Origin of the sequence: Arthrobacter sp. Edens01 (assembly GCF_001307035.1) — a bacterium.
Taxonomy (GTDB): domain Bacteria; phylum Actinomycetota; class Actinomycetes; order Actinomycetales; family Micrococcaceae; genus Arthrobacter_B.
This window is the reverse complement of the sequence record NZ_LKIU01000002.1, coordinates 796,350-815,775: the sequence shown is the minus strand read 5'-3', so window position 1 is coordinate 815,775 and position 19,426 is coordinate 796,350. Positions and strand designations below refer to the sequence as shown.

Genomic DNA, 19,426 nt, shown 5'->3' with positions numbered 1-19,426 from the left:
TCAGTACACTGACATGAGATTAGTAAGTGTGCTTTCGATATTCATCGAGCATGATCCGTCCATTGACCCATCCCCGCAGTTCAACCCCTAAGTGAGGACGCCCGTGGACTTATTCCTGGGGCAGCGTTACCGCACCACCGACCTGATCGGCTCCGGTGGCGCTGCGTCCGTGTACCGGGCGATGGATGAGAACCTTGGCCGCGAAGTCGCCGTCAAGGTCTTCCGTCCCAGCGCCCAGGAGGACGACGACTACCGCCGCCAGCACACCGAGACACTGCTGCTGGCAACCCTGAATCACCCGGGCCTGGTCACCCTTCTTGACGCCGGCCTGCACCATGAGGAAGACGAACAGGTCCTGAATTACCTGGTCATGGAACTTGTGGACGGCCCGGACCTGCGCCGGACCTTGAAATCCGGGCCGCTGCCGGCTGTATCCGTAGCCTCCCTGGGGGCAGACCTGGCCGACGCGCTGGGCTACGTCCATTCCAACGGCGTCATCCACCGGGATGTGAAGCCGGCAAACATCCTGCTCTACCCGCAGGCGGAGCACGACTCCCGGCTCTACCCCAAGCTCACCGATTTCGGCATTGCCCGCATGGTGGAGGCAACCGTCGCCACAGCCCACGGTGCGACGATCGGCACGGCAAACTACCTCAGCCCCGAACAAGCCCAGGGCGGTACAGTCTCACCCTCCACGGACATTTACTCGCTTGGACTGGTACTTCTTGAATCCCTCACCGGAGAGAAAGCATTCCCCGGTCCGATTGTCGAAGCAGCCGTTGCCCGGCTGCTGCGCGACCCCGAAATCCCCGAGTCGCTTGGCAGCGACTGGGTGGAACTGCTGCGCGCCATGACCAACCGTCTGCCCGAGGCACGTCCTGCAGCCCACGAGGCGGCGGGCGCACTGCGCCTCCTGGCCGTGGAGCCCGAAGTAGCGGTGCCCCCGGCCAGCGGCGACGACGCAGACGCGGAGGAGGTGTGCACCGGCGGAGTCACTACCGGGAACATCTACATTCCGCTCCCGCCGTCGCACGCCCCCAGCCTGGGTTAACCCTCAGACCCCGTCTGCGTCCTCTTCAGGTTCGAAGCTGGATGCTTCCTCGGTGCTGGATGCCGCGACGCCGTCGCCGGTCTCGGGGATGGTGCCTTCCGGCCCTGCTCCGCCGTCCTCATCCTTTTCGTCGGGTGTGCCCTTGCCTGCTTCAGCCATGGTTCGTCCTTCGGTCGGGTGGCCCGGATACCGGTGTCCGGGCGCTCTACCGATACTAAGCCACCTGCGGGATACAACACAGGGCCGGTGGATTCTCCGAATCGGAGAGTCCACCGGCCCTGTTCAGCAGATGCTGCTTTCATCCAATGCTAGGAAGCGTCAGCCCCTCCGCCGCCGTCTGCCAGCACTCCGTGGGTTGCCGCGACACCATGAGGCACCGACGTCCGGGGGGCGGCAGGTTCAGCAGATACTGCTCCCTTGTTCTGCTTGGCAATCTGAATCTGCTCGTACACGTGGTTCCGCAGCTCCACGAAGCGCGGCAGTGAACGGGTGGTCAGCTGGTCCCGTTTCTCCGGCAGGTCAATGACGATGTCTTCCTGGACCACGGTCGGTGAGCTCGAGAGCACCACCACCCGCTCCCCCAGATAGACGGATTCATCGATGTCATGGGTAACGAACAGGATCGTCACGCCGAGCTTCTCCCAGACGCTGCGGACCAGGTCCTCCAGGTCGGCACGGGTCTGGGCGTCGACGGCGGCAAACGGCTCGTCCATGAGCAGCACCTTCGGCTGGTAGGCAACGGCCCGGGCAATTGCCACGCGCTGCTGCATACCGCCGGAGAGCTGCCACGGATAGCTGGTGGGCACGTGTGCCAGGCCCACGGCCTCCAGCGCATCATCCACGAGCTGGTTCCGCTCGCCCTTGGCTATGCCTGCGTTCTTGAGCGGCAGTTCCACGTTGCCGCGGACTGTCATCCAGGGGAAAAGGCTGCGCCCGTATTCCTGGAAGACAACTGCCATGTCCTTCGGCGGCTCGGTGACCTTCTTGCCAGCGAGGACGACTTCACCGGAAGTCGGGGCCATCAGCCCGGCAATGATCTTCAGGAGTGTGGTCTTGCCGCTGCCTGACGGGCCTACCAGGCAGACCAGTTCACCGGGACGCAGGTCGAAGGTCAGGTTGCGGACAGCTTCGATCTCCCCGGCATCGACCTTGTAGATCTTCTGGACGCCGCGGACCGACAGCAGCGGCTGGACCTGGCCTTCCGTGGGATTACTCTGCATGTTCTACCTCTCTCAAGCCGTGGTACCAGCCAAGGATGCGGCGCTCGGACCACTGGAACAAAAATGACATGGCCACACCGATCAGGCCAAGGACCACAATGCCGCTCCACATTTCGGGAATGGCAAAGGAACGCTGGAACTGAACGATGGTGAAACCCAGGCCTTCGGAGGAAGCGAACATCTCCGAAATGACCATCAGGATCAGGCCAATGGACAGGCACTGACGGATGCCGGCCATGATCTGGGGGCTGGCACTCGGAAGAACCAGGTAACGCAGCCGGGCGAATCCGCCGATGCGGAAGGTCCGGGCTGAATCGCTGAGCACCCCGTCAACGGCGCGGACGCCCTCGATGGTGTTCAGCAGTACCGGCCAGATGCAGCCCGAGACGATCACGGCTACCTTCATCTGGTCGTTGACACCGATCAGGAGCATCAAAACGGGGATCAGCACCGGCGGCGGAATGGCGCGGAAGAACTCCAGCACGGGTTCCAGCAGGCTCCGCAGCCACCGGGTGGTGCCGATGAGAATGCCCATGACCGTACCGAGGACGATCGCCAGCAGGATGCCGGTGACCAAACGGATGAGGCTCGGCAGGACATCCTGCACCAGCCGCTCCCCCGTCCACACGGTCAGCAGCTTATCGACGAGCATTCCCGGCTTGGGCACGAAGAAATTGGTGCTGCCGAGCGTATTGAACCACCAGATGAAGATCAGCAGTACCGGAAGACCTACCAGGTAGCCGGCTTTTTTGAGCGTGTTCATACTACGACCTCCCCGCGGACCGAGCTGTGCCAGGACAGGGTCCGGCGTTCAATCACACGCATTCCCATATTGATGAGGATGCCCAGCACACCGGTGGTGAGCACCAGGGCATACATCTGGGCGATTGCGCCGCCGGACTGTGCGTTGGCAATTTCCTTGCCCAGCCCCGGAGAACCAATAATCAGGCTCGCCGTGATGGCCAGGATGAGTGCAACGGCTGCGGCAAGCCGGACGCCGGTCATGAGGTACGGAAGGGTGGTCGGCCATACGACATACCTGATGCGTGCCAGCCGGCCCAGGCCAAAGCTCTTGGCGGTGTTATTGGCTACGGGATCGACGTCGGCCACCCCGTAGAGCACCTGGATCAGGACCTGCCAGAAGGACGCATAGATCACAAGCAGCAGCGTCGACTCAAGCCGAAGCCCGAACAGCAGCACCGCAAGCGGGATGAGTGCCACGGACGGAATCGGACGCAGGAACTCAATGGTGGAGTTGGTCGCCTTGCGCAGGAAGTTGCTGGAACCGATAAGCAGGCCCAGGACCACTGCAGCGACCGTGGCAATCAACAGGCCAAGGAACCAGCCCGTCATGGTGTCCAGGACAGCAGCCCAGAAGGCTCCAAGACCCAGGTTGCTTACGAAGACACCCAGCACCTCGCTGGCCGGCGGAAGGAAGCGCGGGTTGACTATCCCGAGCCGCGGGATGAGTTCCCAGGTGAGCAGGAACCCGAGGATTCCTGCCACACCCAGCAACGGTCCCGTGGGAAGACGTTTAGCGGATTTCATATGCTCTCGTTCTTTTCAGACCGGGCGGAATGGTACTGACGCTAGTCCTGCGCCGGCAGCATTGCGTCCAGATCAGGAGCCTTGGACAGCGTGCCGTAACTAGCTGCAGCTTCGCCGAGCACGGTCAGGCCTTCGCGGTCGAAGCCGGGGCGGAAGGTGGGCAGGATCATCTTGGCGCGCATCTCTTCATCGATCTTGGTGTACGTGCCGACGATTTCCCGGACTGCGTCCGGGTTCTCCTGTGAATACTCCAGCGACTTCTTCATCGCTGCGGTGAATTTCTCTACGAGTTCCGGGTTCTCCTGCGCATACTGCTGCGAGGTGAAGTAGCCGGAGATGTCCAGGTTGGGGTGGGTTTCGGCGAAGTTGTAAGCAATCACCCGGGCACCGTCATCCACGGACTGGGTCAGGAAGGGATCCAGGATCCAGGCCGCATCAACCTGGCCGCCCTCGATCGCTGCAGGAGCGTCCGGGAACGGGATTTCAACGAACTTGATGCTTTCCTGGTCGCCTCCGGCGTTTTCAACGACCTTGCGGATGGTCGTGTCGCCGATGTTGGAGAGGTTATTAACGGACACGGTCTTGCCTGCGAGGTCCGCTGCGGTCTCAATGTCGGAGTCCGCCGGCACTACCACTGCGCCGAAGTCGGACGTGGTATCGCCGGTGGTCGAGTTTCCGTTGGAAACGAATTCGAGGTTCAGGCCCTTGTCATTTGCAACCATCACAGAGACGACGTTGCCGAAGGCAAACTGGAAATCACCGCTGACAACGCCGGGTACGGCAGCCGCCCCGCCCGTAGTGGTCTGGATGTCCAGGTCAATGCCTTCGTCCTCGAAGAAACCCTGTTCCTTGCCCAGCCAGATAGGTGCGGTATCGACGATCGGGATCACACCGACAGAAAGTGCGGTCAGGTCTGACGAGCCTGCAGCGGCACTGGAGCTGTCGTCACCGGAAAGGGACCCGCCGCCACAGGCGCTAAGGGCCAGGGCCGCCGTAGCGGCAATAACAACGGGGACAGTACGTTTCACGAGTGCGCTCCTTTAGGTGGGAAACCCCGTTTGAACGGTACGGGGCCAAGAACGTCCTGCAACTGCGGATGTTCGCATGTTGAACAGAAGTTCTACAGGTAAACGCTATGAAATGCGTCACCCTCCGTCAAGGAAAAGATGTGATTGGAAACACAATCGAGATCGGCGTACGTAATGTTACCCCGCAGCCGCAGGGCGTCTCTGGAACCGGCCCGGGCTGGGCTAGACTTGCCTGCTCTTAACCCTGTGCACAGCCACAGCAGACGCCAGGCCCAGGATCAGGAGCGCGCATGCCGCGCCAACGCTCACCAGGAAAGCTGCCGGGTGTCCAAACTCTTCCGCCAGCGGCCCCGCCAGGCCCGACCCGACGGCAGTGCCGGCAACAGTTCCGCTGGCAAGCAGCGTCATGAACGTACCCATCAGGTGCCGCGGGGCAAGTTCAGCACCAATGCCGAAGATACTGACCATGGTGGGCCCCACCGGGATGCCGAGAACAAAGAGCGCCAGGAGCATCCCCGGGATGCCCGAGGGCAGGAGCAGCAGCAGAGTGCCCCCGGTCATCGCTGCAGCCGAGAGAACCCAGCGCACGGACTGGCTCAGGCGCTGCGGCCAGAAGGCAACTGAAAGTGCCGCGGCAGCCGAGCTGATGCCCATGACCGAATACAGGAGGCCTGCGGTATCCGCTGCGCCGAATGAGCCGCCGAAGGCCGCCAGGCTCGCCTGCGTGGCGCCGAAGAAGGTTCCCATGGCCACCATCCCAAGGACGGGAAGGGCCAGAAGCCCCCAGGACACACCGCCGCGTTCCGGCGTTCCGCTCTCCGCCGCTGCAGCGCGGCTGTCCCTGCGGCGGGACGGGACGACGGCAGCAGCCGAGCGGTGGAAGGCAAAGGCGCTAACCATCGTGGCGGACAGGAGAGCTGCCAGGGCCAGCGGAAGCCAGGGTGCGACAGCTGCGGCGAGCAGGCCCACCAAAGCCGGGCCCAGCACAAAGCTCAGTTCGTCGGCCATGCTCTCGTAGGACAGGGCCGTGCCCATTTCCCGTCCGCTGCGGTCCTTGGCGGTGAGTGCCATCCAGCGCACGCGGGCAAGCGGACCGACCTGCGGGCCGGTGGCACCCATGCCGAAGGCTGCCGCCAGCACGGCTAGGAGCGGCCCGCCGTCGGGCAGCTGGGATGCAGTCAGGAGAGTGGCAACAATGAGCAGGGGATTCGCGACGGCGGCACCCAGCAGCACAGGCCGCTGTCCTATGCGGTCCGCCAGATACCCCAGGGCCGGACCCCCAAGCGCCGATCCAACGCCCACCGCTCCGGCAGCAAAGCCGCCCTGCGCATAGGACCCGGTAATGCTGGTAACGAGGGTCAGGGCCCCGATGGTCAGCATTGCCAGGGGAAGCCTGGCCAGGAAGGCCACGGAGAAAAAGGCAGCGCCGGCGATTTCATAGATCCGGGCATATCGGCCCTTGGCCGGCGGTGCGTCGACAGCGGAAGCGCTGTTCGTGGAGATACCGGACTCGGTGCCGGCCTGCTGCGTGAAAGGTTCAGGACTCATGGATTACTCAGTTCAGGAAAAAGCGCGCATCGTCCCTCCTCCCGATGCGCCCAACCCAAATACAGAATGATCCTAACCCGGACAGCACCGCCTCCGGGACGGTTCTCGCTGTCGGCGTACACAGCCTTTCCGGGAGGGGCATGGACGTCCGTGCGGGTCCTAGGCAGGCAGGGCTTCCGCAGCACGGTAACGGACAGTGGAACCGTTACGGCCCCTGGTGATCTGCAGCTGGGCGGCGATGCGCAGCTTCATTTCCGCCACGTGGCTTACGAGCCCAACTACCCGGCCGCCGTCGCGCAGCCCTTCCAGGGCATCCATGACCTGTTCGAGTGCTTCCTCATCCAGGCTGCCGAAGCCCTCATCAACGAAGAGGGTCTCCATGCTTGTTCCGCCCGATTCCTGCTGCACCACGTCGGCCAGGCCCAGCGCCAGCGCGAGGGACGCCATAAAGGACTCCCCGCCTGAAAGGGTCGAAGTATCCCTTCGGACCCCGGTCCAGTCATCGATCACGTGGAGTCCGAGTCCGGCACGGCGGTTTCCGGAACGTGAATCGTCGTGGACCAGCGAGTACCGCCCGGCAGTCATTGCCGCCAGCCGCTCGGTGGCAGCGGCCGCGACCTGTTCAAGCCGCGCAGCCAGCACATAGGTGCTGAGTGCCATCCGGTAGTTGTTCTCGCCGTTACCGCGGGCCGTGTCGCTCAGTGACTGCAGCAGCTCGTGCCTGCTGTGCAGCGGCTGGAGTTCTTCCTCGGCAACCGCCAGCTGGGCACCGAGTTCCTCCAGCGTTCCGGCCGAGCCCTCCAGCTGCCCGATCTGCACTGCTCCGTCGGAAACTGCGCGGCGGGCAGCACCGGCGGCCTCGGACGCTTCTGCCACGTCTTCTTCGTCCGGTATTTGCTCAGGAGTGCCGTCGCTGTCCAGCGCCGCAAGCGCGTCCTCATTTTCACGCCGGAGGGCCAGCCGGGCTGCTTGGGCATCGAGGGCTTCGAGTTCCCGGCGCAGGGCGCCTGCCTCGTCTGCGGGCAGGAGGGCTTTCCGGGCGGCAGCTGCATCGGCGAATTCCGTCCCGTCCAGCGCGTGGGCAAGCGAGGCTTCGGCTTCTTCCCTGAACACCGCTGCCTGCTGGAAACCCTGCAGGCCTGTCTTGGCTGAAGCCGTCAGACGGCGCACTGTCCGCAGGCGTTCCAGCCGGTCCGAGAGCTCAGCGGTTTCGGTAAGCTCCGCGGAACCCCTGCGGGCAAGCTCTTCGATTTCTTCCTGAGCCGCCGAGGCACGGGCCTGCGCCTGGGCGGCTTCCTGCAGGAGGCCGGACCGTTTCTCGCCCAGCCTCCCCAATTCGGTTTCCACCTCCTGGAGGCGTTCTTCGGAAACGGCCAGGATCGCAGCCGCTTCCTCCGCGGCCTGCAGGTCTTCGGCGGCCTGGTCCCGGGCAATGCGGGATTCACCGGGGTCGGAGTCCCCGCCCTGCGCCTGCAGGGCGGCAGCGTGCGAAGCATCAGTTTCGGCAGCCGTGCGGGCGCCTTCCCAGGACCGTTCAGCGTTCCTGGCAGCGGTCCGGGCCGCGGACTCTTCTTCCCGGGTGACGAATTTTCCGTCCTCCGGGAGCGGTGCCGGGGACGGGTGGGCCTCACTGCCGCAAACGGGGCAGCCCTCCCCCGGTTCCAGACTGGATGCCAGTTCCGCCGCAGCCTGGTCCAGCCGCAGCTGCAGCAGGTTCTGCCATTCCTCCCGTGCGTCCTGGTACCGCTGCCGCGACAGTGCGGCCTTCTCTGCCGAGGCAGCCGCAGCGGCCTGCGCCTCGGTAAAGGCCTCGATCGCAGCCAGGACCTTGTCCGCGTCTTCCATCCGGCGGCGGGCGGGTTCAGTGCCGGCGGCCAGGGCCCTTAGCCGGGGAAGGTCTGTCCGCAGCGATTCCTGCTCGATCCGAAGTTCGTCCGCTTTCTCCTCCGCCGCTGCGGCTTCAGCCCGAAGGGAGGTTTCCCGGGAGCGTTCCCCGGCTGCCTGGCGGTCCAGGGCGGCGGCCCGTTCCGCGTCTGCCAGTGCGTTCTCAGCCGCCGTGGTTTCCTTGGCCGTGCGTTCTTCCAGGCCCTGAAGGGCATCGGCTTCGGGCAGCACGCTGCTCCCGCTGCCCTGGTACTCTGCGTCAGGAACCAGGTCTCCCAATCCGGCCGGACCCGCTGCTATCCGCAATTCCGTGAGCGCTTCGACGGCGGCGGCAGCCGACTTCCCCGCGCCGGCCTCGGCCGACGCGAAAGCATCCAGGTAACCCCTGAGTCCTTCCGCCCGCGTATGTGACTCGAGGGCTGCCCGCTGCGGCAGGCTGGACGACTGCCTGCGGGCGAGCTCGCGTTCCTCAGCTTCGAGCTGCAGGACGGCGAGTCCGCGGGCACGCCGTGCTTCAAGTTTGTGCAGGAATGCCTCGGCGTCGGCAAGCGTCACGGTCCGCACGGCCTGCGCTGCCTTTAGCGTGGAAAGGTGCCCGGCAAGGGCCTCCCGGACCGTTCGGAGCCAGTCCGAACCGGTCTCGGCTCTTTGGCTGGGCGGTACAGCCGCTGCCGTCTGCGCGTCCGCTGCCTCCGCGTCGGTATCCCCGGCCGCAGCCTGGACCAGCTCCTGGGGATCTTCCCTGCCCAGCAGCTTCGCGCAGCGCGCAGCCTCGTTGCGGGCCTGGGCACGGAGCAGGTCCACTGATGTCTGTGCCTGGGCCAGCTCAGCCTTTGCGTCATCAGCCTGGAGCTTGAGTTCACGTTCGACTTCCTCGTAATGCCAGGTACCGAACAAACGCTGCAGAAGCTCTGCCCGTGACGTGACATCGGCACGGAGGAAGGCGGCGAAATCACCCTGCGGCAGCATCACCACGCGGGTAAACTGCTCGCGGCTCATACCGAGCAGCTGCTGGATCTCCGCTGCTGCCTCATCGTTGCGGGCAGTCTTCTGCACCCACTCGCCGTCTACCTGTTCGCTGAGCAGCGTCTTGGCCTGTTCGGTTACCGTACCCCTGGCACTGCCCGCACGTTTGGCCGGCCGTTCCCACTGCGGGCTGCGGACAACGGTAAACCGCCGTGGTCCGGCGCTGAACTCAAGCACCACTTCCGGCGGGACCCCTGGAGCAGCATGGTCGCTGCGCAGTTTCCGGGCTTCCTGGCGCGCGCCGGGCACGGCCCCGTAAAGCGCGAAACAGATCGCGTCGAGGACGCTGGTCTTCCCGGCGCCCGTGGGACCGTTGAGCAGGAACAGGCCCTGGGCACCGAGCTCGTCGAAGTCGATTTTCTGGCGGTCAGCGAAAGGGCCGAAGGCCTGCATCTCCAGGCGGTGGATCCTCATTTGGCCACCTCAGCAGCGTTCACCTTGCGGAGGACTTCGGCAAACAGATCCGTTTCCTCCGGGGCGGCTTCGCGTGAACGAACGTGGTCCAGGAATCCACAGCAGACATCGAGGTCGTCCGTTGCCTTCGCCAGACGCTGGCTGTAACTCTCATTGACTCCGCGGGAGCCGGAAGCGGGTTCGAAGGAAAGCACCAGGGTGCCGGGGAACCGGGACCGGATCCGTTCCATGGCCCAGGCCGGACGTGAATCGTCCGTCAGAGTGACCTGGCACCAGGCATCTTCAGCATCCGTGAGACCTGGATCTGCCAGCAGGCCCTCCAGCGTTCCCCGGAGGATCTCCAGCCGTTTTGGTGCTGTCCAGGGGACCGGCGTGACGGAGCGCAGACCCTCACCCCCAAGATCCACCAGGAGTCCGCCCTTGGACTGCCTGGCTTCGGAGAAGGAATAGGGCAGCGGCGAGCCGCAGTACCAGACGTTCGGAGCGAGTTCCTGCCTGCCGTGCAGGTGGCCAAGAGCCGCATACGTGAAACCGCTGAAGAGATCCAGCGGCACGGCTCCCACACCGCCCACGGTGAGGTCCCGTTCGCTGTCCGACGTGATGCCGCCGGAAGCAAAGGTATGCGCCATGACCACCGGCTGGACCGGGTGCCCTGCTTCCCTGCGCTCGGACACGTCCTGGCGGATGCGGTTCACGGCTTCGCCCAGCACTGCGGCGTGCGTCGGGGAAATATCCTTGCCAAGTTCGGGCGCAGCAAGCCGCGGCTCAAGATAGGGAATGCCGTACACGGCAACTGTCGAACTGCCCGTCTCCAGCAGAACAGGAGAGGTGATCCCGGCAATTCCGGTTCGCAGGTGCACTCCGCCCTGTTCAAAGATCCGTCCGCCGAAACCCAGGCGCGCGGCAGAATCGTGGTTTCCGCTGGTGAGCACCACACGCGCGCCGGCAGCCGTGATTGAAGCAAGGGCCTCATCCAGCAGACCCACCACATCCACGCCCGGCAGCGCGCGGTCGTAGACGTCACCGGAGATGAGGACGGCGTCAACGTTCTCTTCCCGGACGGTTGCCAGCAGCTGGTCAAGGAAGGAGCGCTGGGCCTGAAGCATCCCCACACCGTGGAAGGAACGGCCCAGATGCCAGTCGGACGTGTGCAGGATTCGCATACCAATAAAACTACCGCCCGCCGGTGACACCCCATCGCCAGACCCATGTCTGAACGGGAAATGTCACCGGCGGGCGGTCAGCATCCGTGCCGAAGGCCGGCAATCAGCTGCGGGGACGGCCGTTAGGATCGTCGCCGTCAGCGTCTGCAGAACCGGACTCCGGTGCCTTGCCGGGCTCCCCTGACTCGAAGAAACCGCGGGCATCGGCGTCGTCTGCAGCGGTGTGCCGGACATCGTGTTCGCTGCCTGCTGCCGCTGAGGCCCCGGAAGCGGCCTCGGCCGCCGGGTCTTCGTCCTCAGCCAGGAGCTCGTCGTCTTCAATGATTGCCACGACGGCCGGTGCCGCGTAATCCATGCTGCGGTAGATCAGCCCGGTGATGGCTGCACCCAGCAGCGGTGCGGCCCAGAACAGCCACAGCTGTTCCAGCGCCCACGGCTCGGCGAAGACAGCAACTGCGGTGGAGCGGGCCGGGTTGATGGAGCCGCCCGTGATGGGAACCAGGAAGGTCAGCAGGGCCGCGTAGGTGACGCCGACGGCGAAGGCACCGGCAGCGGAAGCCAGGCGGCTTCCGGCACCGAGGAAGACGGCGGTCAGCAGCGCCGCTGCAATAACCTCAGTCAGCAGTGCTCCGGCTACCGGGAACTGCGTTGCTGAGTGTTCACCAAAACCATTGGCCACGGCGGCGAAGAACGGCTGGGTTTCGGGAATCTGCGGGTGACCGGTCATGGAGACCCACAGAATCAGTGCCGCAAACAGGGCACCGACGAGCTGCGCCACGATGTAGGGCACCACGGACTTCCAGGAGGTACGGCCGGCCAGCGCGCTGCCAATGGTGATGGTGGGCAGGAAGTGGCCCCCGGAGATGTATCCGAAAGCGATCATCGCCGCTGCCAGCACCAGGCCGAAGGCAAGCGGGGCAGACAGCCCGCCGGACGGGTTGAAGAAGGAGACTCCCAGGCCTGCCAGCACCAGCAGGAAGGAACCCGCCGCTTCGGCGACGCTGCGGCCCAGGAGCCCGTAGGAGCGCAGGGACGTGATCATTGTGCCCTCGGTCTCAACAGCTGCGGCGCGGGCGCCGGCTGGGAAATGTGGCTCTGCAGTCATGGAGGTGTGGTTCCTTGTCAGTTGGTGAAAACGGGTGTCCCTCATGCGGACCCGCTGCGCACGCGAAACGTGCAGCGGACGCACAAACACCCCAGCCTTCCACCGGTTCCTGTGAGGCTGCTGGGTGCGCACTGAGCATACACTTGCTGCTCCGCACAGGGACCTGGCCCGCCGCGACCTATGCTGGAACAGTGAATAATTCCGCTGCCCTGCCCCCGGTTGATCCATCCAGTTTCCGCTCGAAGGTCCACGGCTGCCTTCTGGGCGGCGCGTTGGGCGATGCCCTGGGCTACGCGGTTGAATTCGATTCCGCTGAAGGCATCCGGGCGCGGTTTGGGCCGTCCGGGCTCACCGGCTTTAACCAGCTGGAACTGCCCGCCCCCGTTTCCGACGATACCCAGATGACGCTGTACACCGTTGACGGCCTGGTTGAAGTCCTGCAATGGGCCAATGACGGCGTTGGCGCGGACGAGACGGCCTGCCTCTGGCTGGCCTACCTCCGCTGGCTCAAGACCCAGGGCGAGGCCCTGCCCGTAAACGCACCGGACCAGCCGGACCGCTGGATCGACGGGCAGGAAGTCCTGCACCACCGCCGCGCGCCCGGCAATGCCTGCCTTTCGGGGCTGCTCACCGGAGAAATGGGGACCCGCAAGCGGCCGGTGAACCCGGATTCCAAGGGCTGCGGCACCGTGATGCGGTCAGCACCATTCGGGCTGCTCCCCTATGTTGCCGCGGAGACCGTCTACAAGTTCAGCGCCGACGGCGCGGCCCTGACACACGGGCATCCTTCGGCCCTGCACAGTGCCGCCGTGTTCAGCACCCTCATCCATGATCTGCTGCCGGCGGATGCCACCCTGCAGGCCGCCGCGGCCAACGCCGTCGAACGTGCCGCAGCCAGCGGGGTCCCTGAACTGGCCCAGCGGCTCGAAGCCGCCGTGGCGCTCGCTTCGGAGGACCTGGCCGGGCAGTCCCGTCCTTCGCCGGAACGCCTCAAGGCGGCACTCGGTGAAGGCTGGGTAGCGGAGGAAGCCCTCGCCATTGGTCTCTACGCCGCGCTGGCAACAGCAGATGCCGGTTCACCGGAACAGCATTTCCGCAAGGCTGCTGCGCTGGCGGTAAATCACGACGGCGACAGCGACTCCACTGCCTCAGTCACCGGAAACATCCTCGGAGTGCTCTACGGCCGGGAGGCCATGCCTGCAGAGTGGGCCGCCGCCATCGATGCCCGGGTAACCGTGGAGAAGATGGCCGAGGCCCTGCTGGGCGTCACGGTCGGCTAACTCTCACCCCTGGCTCAAGGTGCCGGAAGAGAAACCGGGCGAAGCACGGTATTCGTACGGCCTACTGGCTGCCCACAGGCCAGGTGCCGCCGATCATCTGGAGGAACTCGGCCTCGGACAGCACTTCAATCCGCTGTCCGCGTTCATGCAATTCCAGTACGCGGCGGGCCTTCCCGGTGACCCGCCCGTTGCGCAGGTCTCCGGCCTCGAAGCCGTCGCCCACCACCAGCACGGTGGTGGCACGCGTAACGTTGCTGGCCGGGCGCGCACCCAGCTCCGCGGCGCGGTCCTTCGCGTTTTGACGGGGCATCCCGAGGTTTCCGGTAAAGACGATGGTCTGGCCGTAAAGGGGATGTCCCGGCTGTGCCGCCGGGTTCGGGGGCGGGTTTACGCCTTCGGACGGCCAGCCGCCAAACGATGAACCAGCAGTGGCAGCGGTACCGGTTCCGCGCTCCAGCGCGTCCCGTGTGGCTTTGGACAGCTCGTCCAGGCCCGGGCGGTACGCCGGGGCATGGTTAGGGCGCAGGCCCTGCAGCGCGAAGTACTCTGCCAGGCTGCCGGCCCCTGATCGCGCAACAATATCGATCATGATTCCGGCACATGCCCGGGCATCTGCGGTTGCGTCGTGGTGGTGTTCCAGCGGGACGCCGGCGGCCTCGGCCACGAACGGCAGCGAGTGTGAGGGCAGGGAGTACGTGCGGCGGGAAAGAACAACCGTGCACGCGTAGTCGTAGGCGGGTCCGGCCAGGCCGGAAACCTCCAGGGCGGAGCGAATCACGCCCAGGTCGAACGCGGCATTGTGGGCCACGAGGAGGTCATCCCCTATGAACGCGCCGATCTCTGGAAACAGTTCCCCGAAACGCGGCTTGTCAGCCACCTGGTGTTCCTCGATGCCGTGGATCCGGGTGTTGCGCCGGTCGAAGAAGTCATGGCCTTCCGGTGGCCGCATCAGCCAGGAGGCTTCCTCGACGATCCGTCCCCCTCGGACTTTGCTCAGCCCAACGGAGCAGGGTGATCCGCGGAATCCATTGGCTGTTTCAAAGTCGATGGAGGTGAAATCCACTCCCACGTCAGGACTCTTCGGCCGCGCGCTGGGCCTTCCTCCGCCGGTAGGACCGGATCTTCGTGGTGAGGTACCAGATGCCGCCGACAAGAACTGCGGCAATCACGATCTTCTGGAAAATTCCGGCGTACTCCTCCACGATGTGCCAGCTTTCACCCAGGAAATAGCCGGAGAACACGAAGATTGAATTCCAGATCAGGCTGCCCGCGAAGGTGAGGCCGAGGAACTTGAGCATGGGCATTTTCTCGATGCCCGCCGGTATTGAAATCAGGGACCGGAAAATCGGAATCATCCGGCCGAAGAACACCGCTTTGTAGCCGTGCCGGTTGAACCACGCCTCTACTTTGTCGACATCTTCGATGTCCACCAGCGGAACCTTGGCGACGATGGCCCGCATCCGGTCACGTCCCAGCCAGGCTCCCAGGCCATAAAGCGCCCACGCGCCCAGAAGTGAACCGAGCGTGGTCCAGATCAGCGCCTCAACCAGGGAGAAGTTGCCCTGGCTGGCTGCGAAACCGGCCAGCGGAAGGATTACTTCACTGGGAAGCGGCGGAAAGAGGTTCTCGAGTGCGATTGCCAGGCCGGCACCAGGGGCGCCGATCGCCTCCATGATGTCCACGGCCCACTGGGCGACCCCTCCCAGGGCCGATTCGGAGCTGGCAGGGTCAACGGAGGCGCTGGTCAGGATACTCATATCGGAACCAATTGTGCCCTATCCCCCCGCGGGGCAAGAACGAAGCGGGCCGCCCGGGACCGGCGCCGCAGGGCCCGCCGGCCTCAGCCAGTGGCGTATTTCACGTCAGTTGCTCGGGTTCAGACCCCGCCAGCACCCGGACAATGGCCGGAAGCAGTGCCCGGAAAGCCTGGCCCCGGTGGCTGATGGCGTTCTTCTCCGGCCCGGAGAGCTCCGCACAGCTGCGCGTCTCGCCGACCGGCTGCAGGATCGGATCGTAGCCGAAACCTCCGCTCCCCCGCGGCTGCGCCAGCAGGGTTCCCCGCAGCTCACCGTGCTCTACGACATCTTGGCCGCCCGGCACTGCCAGCGCAGCTGCACAGATAAAGGCAGCACCCCGGTGTTCCGGGCCGATATCGGCCAGCTGTGCCAGCAGCAAATCGAGGTTTGCCTGGTCGTTGCCGTGCACCCCGGACCAGCGGGCCGAGAAGATGCCGGGCGCACCGCCCAGGACGTCCACTGACAGCCCGGAGTCATCGGCGATGGCGGGCAGTCCGGTGGCCGCTGCCACGGCGCGTGCCTTCAGCAGGGAATTCTCTTCGAACGTGACTCCCGTTTCGGGAACGTCGGGCACGCCGGCAGCGGCGGCGTCGATCACCTGGGTGTCGACGTCGAGCCCTTCGATCCGTCCGCGCAGCAGTTCGCGCAGTTCCCTCAGTTTTCCGGCGTTGCGGGTGGCAAGCACCAGCCGGGGCCCGGGGGCGGTCACTGGCCTGCGAGCGTGCGCCGCTGGATATCGGCCAGCTCAGAGGTGCCGAGCAGTGCCAGGTCCAGCAGGGCATCGAGTTCGGCGCGGTCGAACGGAGCTCCTTCGGCGGTGCCCTGCACCTCCACGAACTTGCCGCTGCCGGTCACCACCACGTTCATGTCGGTCTGCGCCCGGACGTCTTCCACGTACGGCAGGTCCAGCATCGGCACGCCGTCAATGATGCCGACGCTGACCGCAGCCACGGTATCCAGCAGAGGTTCTGCGTTCCGTGCCACCAGCTTGTTCTCCTTGGCCCAGGCCAGCGCGTCCGCAAGGGCCACATAGGCGCCCGTAATGGCCGCCGTGCGGGTGCCGCCGTCGGCCTGCAGGACGTCGCAGTCCAGGACTACGGTGTTCTCGCCCAGGGCACGGGTGTCGATGACCGAGCGGAGGGAGCGTCCGATGAGCCGGGAGATTTCGTGGGTGCGTCCGCCGATCTTGCCCTTGACCGATTCGCGGTCATTGCGGGTATTCGTGGCCCGCGGCAGCATCGCATATTCAGCGGTGACCCAGCCCTTGCCTTCGCCCTTGAGCCAGCGGGGAACTCCGGGCGTGAGGGAGGCAGTGCACAGCACGCGCGTGCTGCCGAACTCGATCAGTGCCGAGCCCTCGGCCTGGCTGGACCAGCCGCGGGTAATGCTGATGCTGCGGAGCTGGTCAGGGGTGCGGCCGTCGGCACGCAGGGCAGACGAAGAAGCTGTAGTCATGCGCCCCAGTCTATCGGCCGCTTACCGGACGTCCTTCCGAGGGGTGGCCAAGGGGCGGGGAGAGCCGTTCGACGGCGAGCGGCGGAACAAACGCGGTGCCCACATCATAGGAAACACCGGCGACCGCGACGGCGAGGTCTCCGCTGTAGGTTTCCCTTGCCTCGGCGACGGCCCTGTTCGCGTCGTTCCAGACCGGCAGGTGGGTCAGCAGCAGGCGGCGGGCGCCGGCAGCAGTGGCAGCGGCCCCGGCACGCTTGCCCGTCAGGTGCACACCGGCAATCGCGTCGTCGCGGCCTTCATGGAATGCGGCTTCGCAGAGGAACACATCAGTGTCCCGCGCTGCTTCTTCCAGCCCGGGGCAGGAATCTGTATCCCCGGAATAGGCCAGGGTACGGATTACCTCGGTGCCGTCCTTGGCAGGCACCGCTGCTTCCACCCGAAGCGCATAGGCTTCCTCCGCCGGGTGGGACACGGGGTACGGGGTCACCGTAAACGGTCCGATCCGGACAGGGACGCCGGCGGTCCAGGACAGGAACTCGAAGTCCTCATGCATACCCGGTTCCGGGTCCAGGCCGTAGGCAACCGCGATCCGGTCCGCGGTGGCCTCCGGGCCGTATACCTTCACGCGGTCCCGGTTCCAGCCATTGGGGTCCCAGTGCACGGCCACGTGCAGCCCGCAGAGATCCATGAAGTGGTCCGGATGCAGGTGAGTGATGAGGACAGCGTCGATGTCCTTAATGTCCATGTAGCGCTGGAGCGTGCCGAGTGAGCCGTTGCCCAGGTCCAGGAGGATGCGCCAGTCCCGTTCGCCGTCATTGGCGGTAACGAGGTAGCAGGAGGCGGGTGAGGCCGGGCCCGGGAAGGAACCCGAACAGCCCACGATTGTCAGTTTCACCGGGCACCGTTCCCCAGGGCCGCGCCGGCTGCCGGCAGACCGGCCTGGGCACGCGCGGCAGCGATCATTTCGGGAGTGATTCGTGCCAGTACCCCCGTGGGATACCTGGCAGCAACCGAGTCTGCGTGCTCCACGCGCACCACTTCGGGTCCGAGGAACCGGCGGGCAAGCAGCTCGAAGGATTCCGCGTCTCCGGTGGCAACGAAGCGATGCCGCGGCGGCACCCCTGCCCCGCGCTGCAGTCCGTGGGTGAGCAGTGCCTTGTAGACGTCCTTCGCGGTTTCCTCCGCACTGGAAACCAGCGTGACGTTCTCACCCATCACGTAGGAGATAACGCCGGTAAGCAGTGGATAGTGGGTGCAGCCCAGAACCAGGGTGTCAACGCCGTCGTCCTTCAGCGGTGCCAGGTATTCTTCCGCCGCCTCAAGGAGTTCGGGTCCGGCGGTAACTCCGGCTTCCACATACTCGACGAACGCGGGGCAGGCCACTGAGGACACCGTCAGGTGCGGGGCTGCCGCGAACGTGTCGTCGTAGGCCCTTGAGCTCACCGTCGCGGCGGTGCCAATCACGCCGATGCGTCCGGACCTCGTCGCAGCGACAGCCCTGCGGACGGCCGGCTGGATGACTTCGATGACGGGGATTCCGTAGCGGCCGGTGTAGCGCTCGCGGGCATCGCGCAGGACGGCGGCCGAAGCGGAGTTGCAGGCAATCACCAGGAGCTTGACGCCGGCGTCCACCAGTTCATCCATAACGCCCAGTGCGTAGGCCCGCACGTCGGCGATCGGCAGCGGGCCATACGGTCCGTGTGCCGTGTCTCCGACGTAGAGGATGGATTCGTTTGGCAGCTGGTCAATCACGGCACGGGCAACCGTCAGGCCACCAACTCCCGAATCGAAAATTCCGATCGGTGCGTCAGTGGTCTTCGGCAGGTCGTCCTTCAGCGGCGAAGTACCCGGATGGTCAGAGCTCATGATGTATTGACAATAGTCCCCGGCCCGGACAGGGCGCACCCGGGAATCCGTGGTCTTGGTCACAATTGCCGCTGCCGGGGCCGCTGCCGTGCGGACCGTCAGCGCCGGGGCAGGCTGTCCAGCAGGGCCTTCATCAGGGTTTCCTGCAGCCAGGTGACGAAGTTGTAGACAAGGGCCAGGTACTCGTCGACGTTCTGCGCATCACCCGGCTCCGTGATGTCATGCAGGGCCTCTGCATCCTCATCCGTTTCAAGTCCCAGCCGGGATCCAAGCACCAGGCGCACGTCGTTCAGGGCCTGGGCGAAATGACGGGCCTGTGCCGGGTCCAGGTTCAGCGGGCTGGATTCAAGGGCCAGGGAGGCGGCCCGGAGCGAGCCGATTTTCCCTTCCCTCAGGGAACGTTCGGTGAGCCGCCGAAACTCGAGGGCATCGGCGTCGTTCTCCCGAACCGCGTCGGGCAGCAGCCGCAGCAGTGCCGGATCCCCGGGGACCTCGGCACTGGCGTCCAGGCCCACCATGGCTGCCAGCGGATCCTCATGGGCGGCAGACTCCGGTTCCAGCATGGTTGTGACGTCGGAGAACAGGCCGCGCAGCAGTGAGCGCTCCCCCGGCTCCAGTTGGGCGGTGATTCCCTTGCGGGTGAGCTTGAATCCGGTAGCCAAAGCGACCTTTCCTGTGGTGTGCGGGCCTGGTTAGGACTGGTCGGCCTTCTGGAACGTTGCCCAGAGACCGTAGGAGTGCATTGCCAGGGTGTGTCGTTCGGCTTCTTCGCGGGGGCCGGTGGCCACTACCGACTTGCCGTCGTTGTGGACCTGGAGCATCAGCTGGTTGGCCTTCGCCTCCGAATAGCCGAAGTAGCTTTGGAAGACGTAGCTGACGTAGCTCATCAGGTTTACCGGATCATTCCAGACGATCACGACCCAGGGCACATCGGTGGCAGTCTGCTCTGCAGTCCGGGAGTCGGTCTGTGTCCCGGTGCCCGGGAGGGTGGCTACGCTCATGGTGCCAATTGTAGTTTGGCCCGCCGTGCGGGTGCGGCCAA

At 65.3% G+C, this 19,426-nt stretch carries 19 protein-coding genes; 2 read left to right on the top strand and 17 right to left on the bottom strand.

The window, feature by feature from the left end; all coding sequences use genetic code 11:
- The first annotated feature begins 103 nt into the window (after window positions 1–103).
- Window positions 104–1,051, top strand: a complete 948-nt coding sequence (locus AO716_RS04205; RefSeq protein WP_055239662.1) for a serine/threonine-protein kinase — start codon at window positions 104–106, stop codon at window positions 1,049–1,051.
- A 3-nt stretch (window positions 1,052–1,054) separates the two neighbouring features.
- Here the strand turns inward: AO716_RS04205 and AO716_RS17500 are convergent, their stop codons facing one another.
- The 9 genes from AO716_RS17500 to AO716_RS04165 form a co-directional block, all read right to left on the bottom strand.
- On the bottom strand, window positions 1,055–1,210 hold the full coding sequence (locus AO716_RS17500; protein WP_200907580.1) for a hypothetical protein: 156 nt from the start codon (window positions 1,208–1,210) through the stop codon (window positions 1,055–1,057).
- 149 nt (window positions 1,211–1,359) lie between these two features.
- Window positions 1,360–2,271 (bottom strand): ABC transporter ATP-binding protein, encoded by a 912-nt coding sequence (locus tag AO716_RS04200; RefSeq protein WP_082413293.1) that lies wholly within the window; start codon window positions 2,269–2,271, stop codon window positions 1,360–1,362.
- Window positions 2,261–3,034 (bottom strand): ABC transporter permease, encoded by a 774-nt coding sequence (locus tag AO716_RS04195; RefSeq protein WP_055239661.1) that lies wholly within the window; start codon window positions 3,032–3,034, stop codon window positions 2,261–2,263. Before AO716_RS04195 ends, AO716_RS04200 begins: the two co-directional genes overlap by 11 nt.
- Window positions 3,031–3,819, bottom strand: coding sequence for an ABC transporter permease (locus tag AO716_RS04190; RefSeq protein ID WP_055239660.1), 789 nt, complete (start codon window positions 3,817–3,819; stop codon window positions 3,031–3,033). Before AO716_RS04190 ends, AO716_RS04195 begins: the two co-directional genes overlap by 4 nt.
- Before the next feature lie 41 nt (window positions 3,820–3,860).
- Complete coding sequence (locus AO716_RS04185) at window positions 3,861–4,847, bottom strand: ABC transporter substrate-binding protein (protein ID WP_055239659.1); 987 nt, start codon at window positions 4,845–4,847, stop codon at window positions 3,861–3,863.
- Between the two features lie 222 nt (window positions 4,848–5,069).
- Window positions 5,070–6,395, bottom strand: coding sequence for an MFS transporter (locus AO716_RS04180; RefSeq protein WP_055239658.1), 1,326 nt, complete (start codon window positions 6,393–6,395; stop codon window positions 5,070–5,072).
- A 159-nt stretch (window positions 6,396–6,554) separates the two neighbouring features.
- Window positions 6,555–9,719 (bottom strand): AAA family ATPase, encoded by a 3,165-nt coding sequence (locus tag AO716_RS04175; RefSeq protein WP_055239657.1) that lies wholly within the window; start codon window positions 9,717–9,719, stop codon window positions 6,555–6,557.
- The gene (locus tag AO716_RS04170; RefSeq protein WP_055239656.1) at window positions 9,716–10,882 is read right to left on the bottom strand and encodes an exonuclease SbcCD subunit D; all 1,167 of its coding nucleotides are present in this window, start codon (window positions 10,880–10,882) and stop codon (window positions 9,716–9,718) included. Before AO716_RS04170 ends, AO716_RS04175 begins: the two co-directional genes overlap by 4 nt.
- Before the next feature lie 103 nt (window positions 10,883–10,985).
- Complete coding sequence (locus AO716_RS04165) at window positions 10,986–11,987, bottom strand: MIP/aquaporin family protein (protein WP_055239655.1); 1,002 nt, start codon at window positions 11,985–11,987, stop codon at window positions 10,986–10,988.
- A gap of 191 nt (window positions 11,988–12,178) precedes the next feature.
- Here AO716_RS04165 and AO716_RS04160 point away from each other — a divergent pair, with 191 nt between their 5' ends.
- Window positions 12,179–13,267 (top strand): ADP-ribosylglycohydrolase family protein, encoded by a 1,089-nt coding sequence (locus tag AO716_RS04160; RefSeq protein WP_055239654.1) that lies wholly within the window; start codon window positions 12,179–12,181, stop codon window positions 13,265–13,267.
- A 61-nt stretch (window positions 13,268–13,328) separates the two neighbouring features.
- On the opposite strand, the gene AO716_RS04155 is transcribed toward AO716_RS04160, so the two are convergent.
- The 8 genes from AO716_RS04155 to clpS form a co-directional block, all read right to left on the bottom strand.
- Window positions 13,329–14,336, bottom strand: coding sequence for an exonuclease domain-containing protein (locus AO716_RS04155; RefSeq protein ID WP_055239653.1), 1,008 nt, complete (start codon window positions 14,334–14,336; stop codon window positions 13,329–13,331).
- 1 nt (window position 14,337) lies between these two features.
- A complete protein-coding gene (locus AO716_RS04150) occupies window positions 14,338–15,024 on the bottom strand; it encodes a DedA family protein (RefSeq protein WP_055239652.1) in 687 nt (228 codons plus the stop codon).
- A gap of 100 nt (window positions 15,025–15,124) precedes the next feature.
- Window positions 15,125–15,772 (bottom strand): RdgB/HAM1 family non-canonical purine NTP pyrophosphatase, encoded by a 648-nt coding sequence (gene rdgB, locus AO716_RS04145; protein WP_055239651.1) that lies wholly within the window; start codon window positions 15,770–15,772, stop codon window positions 15,125–15,127.
- The gene (rph, locus tag AO716_RS04140) at window positions 15,769–16,518 is read right to left on the bottom strand and encodes a ribonuclease PH (RefSeq protein ID WP_055239650.1); all 750 of its coding nucleotides are present in this window, start codon (window positions 16,516–16,518) and stop codon (window positions 15,769–15,771) included. Before rph ends, rdgB begins: the two co-directional genes overlap by 4 nt.
- Window positions 16,519–16,528: 10 nt before the next feature.
- Complete coding sequence (locus AO716_RS04135) at window positions 16,529–17,413, bottom strand: MBL fold metallo-hydrolase (protein ID WP_082413291.1); 885 nt, start codon at window positions 17,411–17,413, stop codon at window positions 16,529–16,531.
- Window positions 17,410–18,384, bottom strand: coding sequence for a glutamate racemase (gene murI, locus AO716_RS04130; protein ID WP_082413290.1), 975 nt, complete (start codon window positions 18,382–18,384; stop codon window positions 17,410–17,412). The genes AO716_RS04135 and murI overlap by 4 nt, the downstream gene beginning before the upstream one ends.
- Before the next feature lie 98 nt (window positions 18,385–18,482).
- Window positions 18,483–19,046, bottom strand: a complete 564-nt coding sequence (locus tag AO716_RS04125) for a DUF2017 domain-containing protein (RefSeq protein WP_055239649.1) — start codon at window positions 19,044–19,046, stop codon at window positions 18,483–18,485.
- Window positions 19,047–19,076: 30 nt separating this feature from the next.
- Entirely contained in the window at window positions 19,077–19,385 is a 309-nt protein-coding gene (clpS, locus tag AO716_RS04120) for an ATP-dependent Clp protease adapter ClpS (RefSeq protein WP_055239648.1), read from the bottom strand.
- Window positions 19,386–19,426: the final 41 nt, after the last annotated feature.